The organism is Acinetobacter sp. 3657 (genome assembly GCF_031456775.1).
Lineage (GTDB): Bacteria > Pseudomonadota > Gammaproteobacteria > Pseudomonadales > Moraxellaceae > Acinetobacter.
The window spans coordinates 46546-56591 of sequence record NZ_JAVDVH010000017.1 but is presented as its reverse complement, the minus strand read 5'-3'; the positions used below and the strand labels follow the sequence as shown (position 1 = coordinate 56591).

The 10046-nt window shown below is 36.8% G+C and carries 4 protein-coding genes and 1 pseudogene; 1 reads left to right on the top strand and 4 read right to left on the bottom strand.

Features of this window, described 5'->3' with window-relative positions:
• From J2Y37_RS14535 to J2Y37_RS14525, 3 genes and pseudogenes are all read right to left on the bottom strand, one after another.
• Positions 1-4751 (bottom strand): hypothetical protein (locus J2Y37_RS14535; RefSeq protein ID WP_349033273.1); only part of this gene is annotated, 4751 nt, incomplete at its 3' end.
• 238 nt (positions 4752-4989) lie between these two features.
• Positions 4990-5607, bottom strand: a pseudogene (locus J2Y37_RS14530) (transposase); the annotation flags it as partial.
• A gap of 415 nt (positions 5608-6022) precedes the next feature.
• The gene (locus J2Y37_RS14525) at positions 6023-7438 is read right to left on the bottom strand and encodes an aspartate ammonia-lyase (RefSeq protein WP_349033272.1); all 1416 of its coding nucleotides are present in this window, start codon (positions 7436-7438) and stop codon (positions 6023-6025) included.
• Positions 7439-7572: 134 nt separating this feature from the next.
• Between J2Y37_RS14525 and J2Y37_RS14520 the strand changes: the two genes are divergently transcribed.
• Positions 7573-8454, top strand: coding sequence for a LysR substrate-binding domain-containing protein (locus tag J2Y37_RS14520; RefSeq protein WP_349033271.1), 882 nt, complete (start codon positions 7573-7575; stop codon positions 8452-8454).
• Between the two features lie 251 nt (positions 8455-8705).
• Here the strand turns inward: J2Y37_RS14520 and J2Y37_RS14515 are convergent, their stop codons facing one another.
• On the bottom strand, positions 8706-10004 hold the full coding sequence (locus J2Y37_RS14515) for a dicarboxylate/amino acid:cation symporter (protein WP_349033270.1): 1299 nt from the start codon (positions 10002-10004) through the stop codon (positions 8706-8708).
• Positions 10005-10046: the final 42 nt, after the last annotated feature.

The following is a 10046-nucleotide window of genomic DNA, read 5'->3' as shown; positions in this document are numbered from 1 at the left end:
TTCGCGGTTGTAAGTGCAGATTGAACATTTGTTTGAGTAAGACTCTCCCCCGAAAGTGAGATTAATTTATCATATGATTTAACATGTACAACTTGGCCCAGTTGGTCGTATTGCTTTTCTACAACAAAGCCTAACGCATCAATTTGATAAATCTGTTGTCCATCTTTATTGTAGATAAAGCGAGTTAGATTAGCTGTCGTTTTACTTACCGTAATCTCTGATGCAACAATGCTATCTTTACTTTCCCAAGTAGCCACATTCTGCAATGTCGTAAAATCATACCGTGCAACACTTCGTCCATTTAGATCATAGACATAACTCGTTGTAGCTCCCATACTATTTACAGTGTGGGTGAGTTGGTTTACAGCATCGTAAACATACCAAGTACTGTTGCCAGCTGGATCGATCTTTCGGGTCAAATTACCATTTTGATCATAACGGTATTCAATTTTTAACGCTTCTCCTGTCGGGTCTTTTAGCTCAGAAATCCGACGCCCCAATGCATCATAAGTATAAAGTGTCGTGATCCCTTTATCGACCACACGAATCTCACGCCCCATCTCATCATAGGCATATGTGGTTATGAATTTAAGACCCGTTGCATCTTGAATGACTGAAATCAAACGCCCTGCTTTATCATAATTGTATTGCGTCGAACGTTGATTAATCGTCCCATAAGCTTCTATAACGTCTAAACGTCGCCCTTGTCCATCATAACGATATTGCGTTTCGATGACTTCATCGTCTGAGATTTTAATGCGTTGAGATTGAATTCGATTAGCATCATCATAAATGTATTCTGTTTTAAGCCCTACAGCATTGGTTGTCTCTTTTAACAGCCCTGTGTTTTTATCATAGATATAGCTAGTAGATGCGCCAACAGCATTGGTTTCTTTAGTTTTTTGTCCATCTTTGTTATAAAGATATGAGGTTTTACCATTATTCGCTTCTGTGATATCTATTACATCGCCAAACTCATTGTAGCGGGTAATCGTCTGTAAACCTTCTGGGCTTTTTAAGGTTAAAGTTCTCGTTTTATCGTCATAGCTATACGTGGTGATGTTGTTATTGGTATTTACCGTGAGGATACGGTTCCACGCATCATAAGTGGTTTTAGTAAGACTGTTATTTGCAGATTTAACCTGTATGGTTCGCCCTTGATCTGCAACATAGTCATAGCTGGTAATATTACCTTTGGCGTCTGTTTCTTTAGTCACACGACCAAAGGCATCATACTCTTTACTCGTTGTCTGACTTAATCCACCCTGATCTGAGATAACACTTTTTAGTTCGCCGCGTTTGGTATAAAGGTAATTTGTCTGTACCAGTTTTTTAGTACCATTTAGGGTAATTTGTCGAGTTTCTAGCTCTAATTCACCATACTGATTGTAGCGATAATCAACACTATTTAATAAAGCATCCGTTTTCTTGCTGATATTACCTAATTTGTCATATTCGAAATTTTCAACTTTATCTTTCGTTGTATTCTTAATTGCTGTTACTAAACTCGTAAGGGTGGTCGTCAGCTCTCCACCTTTTAAGCGCTTACCCACCCCAACTGCATTTGTAAAAGCAGCAGGAATAGCAGCACCTGCTAAATCCGTTACATTCTCATTGGTTTTAGACAAACTATTCACATATTGAGTAGTTGTCTTCACTTCACCAAACAAGGTATAACTGGTTTCAACCACATTACCTTCAGCATTAATACTATGTGTCAGTCGACCAGATTTGTCATAATAAAAAGTCGTTAATTGACCTGCTGGATTGAGTACATGGCTCTTACGTCCAGCCGCATCGTAATAAGACTTAATCCCATATTGTTCATAAACCTGATCAACTTGTGCAGCAGTCATGCCTGTCTTAATTTCAAGCGCAAGCTCCCCCGCCAACACATGGGTGACATCACCAAAGGCATTGTAACGAGTATAGATACGTCTTTCGTTGCCACTACCCGTTGCCAGTGTTTCCGTAATGAGTCGACCTGCTTGGTCATAGTTATAGCTAGTGATACCCTGACGGGTATCACTTAACTTCGTTAAACGTCCCTGATTGTCATAATATTTGATTGTCTCTTGATAGGTATTGCTGACTGGAATTGCCGCAATAAAGTCAGCCCATACAGTATTACTACTTACTGCAACAGTCGTGGCAGTCGAATATTGACGTGTCGTAACCGTATTATTCACTTCATCATAAAAATAGGCCGTAATGAATTTCTTTTCATCAATTGAGCCTATTAAGTTACCTTGAGCATTGTAAAAAAATAGTGTACTACGTATAACGTTATCGGTACCTGTTGGTTTAAGCTGCGCCAAAGTCCCTGTCGCACGTAGACTTTCTGTCGTTAACTTACTATGACGGTTAACCTGAACTTTCTGCCCTACACTATTATAGATCGTTTCAACCAAATACCCTTCAGCATCTAAAGCACCCACCTGAAGGTTATCTTTATTGTAAAAATAACGACTAACTCTATCACCAACTTTTGTTTGAATGATATTACCAAAGTTGTCATAACTATATTCAGTTAACGTACCATTGGCCTGCTTAATACTCGCTAGCTGGTTACTACTGTCATAATCCTTTTGGATAATACGATCAAAGCTATTTACAGCTGGGCGAATATCCTCAATCCGTTTCTTCGTAACGCTGTTGTTGACTAACCATCCTGTAGGGTTTACTGCATTTGCGTAACGGGTTTCTTTGGTTTGTAGGTCATTTTTATTATAGGCATATTCAATTAATAGGCCTGAGCTATTCACAACGCCAACCAACCTGCCTTTTTTATCATAGAAATTGTATTGTTCATTGCCCGTAGGTTGCTTTGTATAAACCAATCGTCCTGCTTCATCATAAACATAATTAGTCGTTCGACTTGGTTGACTCGTTGCAGATTGTACAATATTAAGCAATCGACCATAGTTATCGAAGCTTTGTGTGGTAATCAGATTAGCCGCATTTGTTACGGTAATTTTACCCGCAGCATAACTATATGTCGTTGTTCCAGCTGCGCTGACCTCTGTCAGAATCCGACCCAAGCCATCATAGGTAAAGGATTGCATCGCTTGAGCTGAGGTTGCTGCTGCCGTTTGTCTGTTGGCACCGTGACGAATAATCTTTTGGAGTAACAGTCCTTTGGGATCATATACATAGTCAATCAGTTGCGTCGCGTCTTCGGACACCCCTTGGTTATTTACCAGTCCTGTTATAGCATCAACCTGCCGATTGATTGAACTATAATTGATCTCTCTTTTTAGATTACCTAAAACATCATATTCATAATTGCTTAGCTGGTTTCTGACGTTATTTTTTGCCCATGTTTCTACAGTTGTGAATGACACCCCACTGCTATATTTGTTTTGGTAGCTCGCCTTACCAATCAACTGACCCTGTGCATTATAAATATATTCAACAACCCCTCCCTCAGCACTAATAACAAAACGTAAGCGCTTAGAAGGGTCATAAACAGAGTTCGTATTCTTTGAGTCACCTGTTGGCATCACCCAATTACCATTGGCATCTTTAGTTGCTAAGGCGCTAAATTCTGTAATCGTGGCAAGTTGCGAGTTATTAACATAACTATATTTAATGGCTTTACCGTCATGGCTATATTCTTCTATTAAATTACCACTGCTATCATAGCGATAAGTAAGTTTATTCCCCTCATTATCTATTATCCCAATCACATTACCTTGACTGTCATAACTAAAGGATGACACCTCAGCATTGGCATTTTTAATACTAATCAGCTGTTTATTAGCATCGTAACTATATTCCCAAATTTCTTTTAAGCTATTTTCAACAGTGGTTTTATTCGCAGCATAGGTGAATGTAGTTAGACCCTGACTATCTCTAACTGTTTTTACTCGATGTGTATTCGTTACAATATCCAGCTCATAGGTAAATTGAACGGAACTGCCATCACTTTGGGTAATCGAAGCGATCCGACTTGAAGTGAGTTCATAGCTATAGCTGGTGGTATAGACCTTCTGGTCTGCAATACTATTATCATTCGGAGTTAAATCAGTGATAACTTTTGATAAACGATTTAAACTATCATATTCATAATAAACATTTTGGTTGGTGACACCATTTGCTTTGGTATCTATACGCTTGATTCGATTGCTTGTACCATCATAGTTATAAATCAACTCATTTAACGCGGTACTATTTAAATCCTTGATTGAAATTAACCGATCTAATGCGTCATAACTATAGGCTAGGTTGGTTCCGTTATTATCTTTAACAGCAATCAAGCGACCTGTTTTTAAAGTCGAATTATATTCATAAACTTCACTAGCTAGTGTTTTACCATCAGTAATCGTCCACGTGTTTCCATTTAGACTCAGTTTATCGTAGGCACCGTCACCTTCTGTAGAAACATAATTGTTAGTAGAACTAAAATTAAACGTAATTTGGTGTCCATCTTCTGCTGTAACCAGGATTTTACTGCCCGCAGTATTTAGAGTACCTACCAATGAAAGACGTCGACTCCACTCGCCCCCCCATTGTGCGTCTCCGCTTAAAACGCCCTTAGAGTTGTAGGTTTGAATTGACTGGATATCTTTCCCAATTGCCGAAAGCTTTTGGTCAAACTGACGAATAATCAGATTGCCATCTGCGATATTAATATAATTTTGAAGTTGAGCTTGTCCAAAGTTTGCATTTCCATGTACCCCTTGCTTACCTAGATTATTAAATGAGCTATTAAATAAACCTAAGCCATTTCCAGATACAATCGCAACCATGTTACAACCTCATTTTTATTTTTGATCTAAATTAGAATAAGTTTGAAATTATATACTTAAGATATTCTAAACAATCTAAATATATTGCATAAATTTCAACACAATATCCCATCAAACAGACCTCGTAGTCTAATATTTTTTACCATACTTTAAAATGCCCTATAAAAAATAATTTCGACATTTTTATATTAAAGTCTGTTGACTTTTTAGATGGGCTTTGTGCCAACCTGAATCATGCTTAAACCATAGATTCACTACCTTGAATCATTGGTTTATTTTGATGACAAAGCTGATAAGCGCATAACGATGCATAAATCCCTAATAAATAACCAGCGACATTTAGAGCTTTAGTTGTCACTAAATTGTATGTCCCTTTGAGTAAGCTAAGGAAAGCTTCTATTTTATTCAGCTGTTTTAAGTGATATTCATCTTCTTGTGATAATTGGACTTATTGCATGTTTTTACGATGATATGCAATCAAATCATTCTTTTGATCCTTCAGTTCTAATTCTTGACTGATATATCCACGATCAGCATAGAGTTTTGCTTTTAATCCGTCGATTAACTACTTGACCATTTTAATATCTACTGTATACCCGTTCGATAAAGCTCTACTCCCAATATTTCCCGACTGATTCATAATTAAATATAGCTCACAGTCAAAGAACCAGTCCATTGAGCTTTTAACGCGCGTTGCAATCGCCATCATAGACCTATACCTTTGAATTGTCTGATTTTACAGAGAGGTAGTATCGTCTAGTCAATCCATAGATAATTGCTCTCATACACTTTCATCAAAGCATGTAACACCAGTATTGATCCGATGCATTATACGTTGGTAACAATGTAGGCTTTTTCCATTCTACAAATCGCGCGGCCCAATCTAATCCTTGAAGATGAATGAGTGTTTAAACAGAGCCTGAGAGTATGCAAAAAATAAGCAAAAAAGGGATTAATTATCAATCAACATTAAATTGCAACAATCGAATAAGTGCCATTATGATCTTGTTTACCATTAGTTTCCGCACTCCATTGAGCTTTAGGATTAATCAAACCGTGATGCTTTCAGAATGAATAAAGCTCAATTGTAGGCAGAACAATTAATTTTACGGTGGATTTCAGGTTTACGCTTATTCATTGCAAACTAGATTACCAAACAAACCACTGGAGACAAATTCCTCCTATAAGATATTGATATTATCAAATATTTTTTAATAAACAGCTCAGGAAATTCTTAAATTAAGATGACCTGAGCTAGACCAACTCATAAGTTATACCGATTGCTTCGGATGTACCATGTTTTTCACAGCTAAGATATCTGCCAAGACTTGATCAGATATTAAGTTCTCAGCTTTAATCAAAGCCAGCACGCTTTGTCCCGATTCGTTGGCTTGTTTCGCAATACGAGTGGTCGTTTCGTAGCCTAAATATGGGTTAAGCGCAGTAATGATACCAATTGAATTTTCAACCTGTGACTGACAAAGTTTGGCATTGGCACGAATCGTTTCAATGCACTTGTATTGGAACATCTGCATCGCTTTGCCTAATAGCTCGATTGATTCAAACAGTTTAAATGCAATCAATGGCTCCATCGCATTCAACTGTAGCTGACCCGCTTCCGCAGCTAGAGTAACCGCCAAATCATTGGCAATCACTTGATAACAGACCAAATTCATTGCCTCAGGGATCACAGGATTCACTTTACCTGGCATAATCGAGCTGCCTGGCTGACGCGCTTCTAAATAAATTTCGTTTAAACCTGCACGTGGACCACTAGATAATAAACGTAAGTCATTTGCGATTTTTGAAAGTTTGGTTGCTGTACGTTTTAACAAACTCGACAACAATACGAAATCGCCCATATCCGATGTTGCTTCGATTAAATCAGGGGCACTGCTAATGTTTCGCTGGGTAATCTCTGACAATGATGCAATGGCATATTCACGATACTGCGTTTCAGTATTGATGCCTGTACCGATTGCAGTTCCGCCTAGATTAACCACACTTAAAGCTTCAGGCATAATTTGATTCAATTTATTTAAATCATTTTGTAAAGTCGTTGCAAAAGCACCAAACTCCTGCCCTAAAGTCATAGGTACAGCATCTTGTAGCTGGGTACGACCCATTTTTAAGATATTGGCAAACTCATCCGACTTGGCTCTGAAGCTTTCAATTAAATCCTTGAATGGTACATTTAATTGTTGAATTGCAGTGATTAATCCAATTTTTATGGCTGTTGGGTAGACATCATTGGTTGATTGAGACATATTTACATCATTATTTGGGTGTAAATATTGATACTCACCTTTTAAATGACCAAGATATTCTAAGCCTACGTTTGCAACAACTTCATTTATATTCATATTGGTTGAAGTTCCAGCACCACCTTGAATCATATCCACCATAAATTGTTCATGATACTGATTATTTAAAATCTGTTGGCAGGCATATTGGATTGCATTGTTTTTATTTTCTTCAATTTTATTGAGTTTAAAATTTGCATGTGCGCATGCAGACTTCACCATTGCCAGTGCTTTAATAAAAGCGGGAAATTGACTCAATTTATTCTGACTTAGATTAAAATTCTCAATTGCTCTTAAAGTTTGAACACCATAATAACAATGTGATGGAATTTCTTTATTACCTAATAAATCTTTTTCAGTCCGTGTATTAATCTTAACATTCATTTAAATAGACTCTGCTTAACAATGAATTTATATTAGTGGACAGATTGATTTTTTTCTAATGTAAAAAAATATTACTACATGCATTTTTTGCATAATAGATTATAATGTATATAAGCAGGCGTTAAGGATAGGTTATGACCTTGGAAATTCGATGGATTGAAGATTTACTTGCACTCGAGCAAGAAAAATCGATCTCCCAAGCAGCAGAGATGAGACACGTCACACAATCTGCCTTTTCACGTAGAATTCAAAATATTGAAACAGCATTGGGTTTCCAAATTTTAAAACGGCATAGTAAAAATATCGACTTCACCGAAGCTGGACAAATTTTATTGGCTTCAGCAAAAAATATCCAAAACCAACTTGAAACAACAATTAACTATCTAGAAAAAAACATTAAAAACAATGAATTAACAGTTAAATTTGCAGTATCACATTCATTAATAACGCAATTTTTCCCAAGATTTATCCACGATTTGTCACTCAATTTAGCAGACTTAAAATTAGAAATTATTGCAGCCAACCAGAAACAAGGAATGCGTTTACTTAAGGATGGATCATGTGATTTTTTAATTTGTTATTGTGATCAAAAAACGTTACAGCAACTTGACCCTTCCCTTTTCGCTTTCCATAAAATCGTAAAAATGGAAATACTCCCCGTTACCGCACTCAATAATAACCAACCAAAATTTTCATTTGATCAGCTTTTTCCACTCTTGGCTTATAGTAAACAAGCTTATTTAAGAAACTGTGTCGATGAGGTTATTGAGAATAAATTAAATTACCGTACATTATATGAAACAGACAATGCTGGCGACTTAAAAGAACTCGCTTTACAAGGATTGGGTATTGCGTGGTTACCAAAACTACTTATTGAAAAAGAAGTTAATGAAAAAAAATTAATGATTGTAGATAAGGAAAATTATCATACATTTCAAAACATATATATTATCAGACGTGAAATAATACTTTCAAATCGAATAGGCTACATTTGGAACTCATTAACTTCTCGTTAATTTCAATACCTTTCATATTCCTTTAAATTTATTAAATTAACAAAATATACAATATAAAAAAGTGATTGTTTAGAAATTATATTTTGGATTAAGACCCCAAAAACTAGACAATCACTATAAATAAAGCTTTTAAAAAAAATACAAACTATTCAATAGACCGCTCTCATAAGTATTTTTCTTCACCTGATTGGAGAAAATCAAAAGGCTACAGAATGATGAAAGAGGTCTATTTTATAGAAATAATTTAAATCTTAACTATTATCTGCCAATCGACTGACTGGAATAATTGGTTCAACCATGACCTCATCTTGCTCTTCAACCTCATGCTTATCACCTTCAGTTCGCGCGATAACCGCGGTTGCAATACTATTTCCGATGACATTGGTTGCAGTACGCCCCATATCTAAAAATTGATCAATTGCAAGAATTAATAAAATACCGGCTTCTGGAAGTTGAAACATAGCGAGTGTCGAAGCAATCACCACAATAGATGCGCGCGAAACGCCAGCAATGCCTTTACTTGTGATCATCAAGGTTAATAAAATCAAAGCCTGCTGAGCAAAACTCAAATCCACATTATAGGCTTGTGCAATAAACAACACCGCAAAAGCCATATACATCATTGAACCATCGAGATTAAATGAATAACCTAAAGGTAATACAAAGCTAGTAATACGTTTCGGCACACCAAATTTATCTAAAGCTTCCATTGTTTTTGGATATGCAGACTCACTGCTGGCTGTTGCAAACGCCAACATAGTTGGCTCACGAACCGCTCGCATCAATCTAAAAACATCTCGTCTCAAGAAGATATAGCCAAACGAAATGAGGATCATCCAAAGGATCAATAGACCAATATAGAACTGCCCAATGAAAATACTATAATCAAGAATTAATTTAGGCCCCTGAACTGCAATTGCTGATGCGATTGCTGCAAATACCGCGATCGGTGCTGCAGCCATGACATAGTCGGTAATACGGAACATGACACGGCATAATTCATCAATGATTCGACCAATGACTGAAGCACCCGTTTGATGCTGTACATATGCTAATGCTGAACCAAAGAAAATTGAGAACACCAAAATTTGCAAAATTTCATTATTTGCCATCGCTTCTGCAAAACTACGCGGGAAAATATGCGTAATAAATGTCTGCAAGCTTAAGCTGGAAGCACTCACGCCAACATCCACAGCTTCTTGTGGAATACTGAGATTCATACCTGCCCCAGGTTGGAAATAATTGGCTAAGCCCATCCCAAGCAAAAGAGAAATGAACGATGCACCAATAAACCAAGTCATTGCTTTGAACGTAATCGATCCGAGTGAGGATGATTTCCCCATTGAAATTAGACCTGAAACAATGGTTGCAAACACCAAAGGTGCAATAATCATTTTAATTAATCTTAGAAATACATCGGTAACGATCTTAAAATAACCCGCGATGTCTGTTGTTTGTGCAGTGCTTAAAGTGCTATGACATACCCAGCCTACTAATATTCCTGTGATCATCGCAATCAGAATATATTTGAGCAGCTTTTTTTGATTCATAATAGTTATTCCTTCCCTATTTCGCTTAGCATCAAATCACAA

Bases quoted from the DNA above. Each gene is read 5' to 3' on its own strand.
- J2Y37_RS14525 (WP_349033272.1), bottom strand. From the start codon at position 7,438: ATGAATGTTAAGATTAATACACGGACTGAAAAAGATTTATTAGGTAAT.
- J2Y37_RS14520 (WP_349033271.1), top strand. From the start codon at position 7,573: ATGACCTTGGAAATTCGATGGATTGAAGATTTACTTGCACTCGAGCAA.
- J2Y37_RS14515 (WP_349033270.1), bottom strand. From the start codon at position 10,004: ATGAATCAAAAAAAGCTGCTCAAATATATTCTGATTGCGATGATCACA.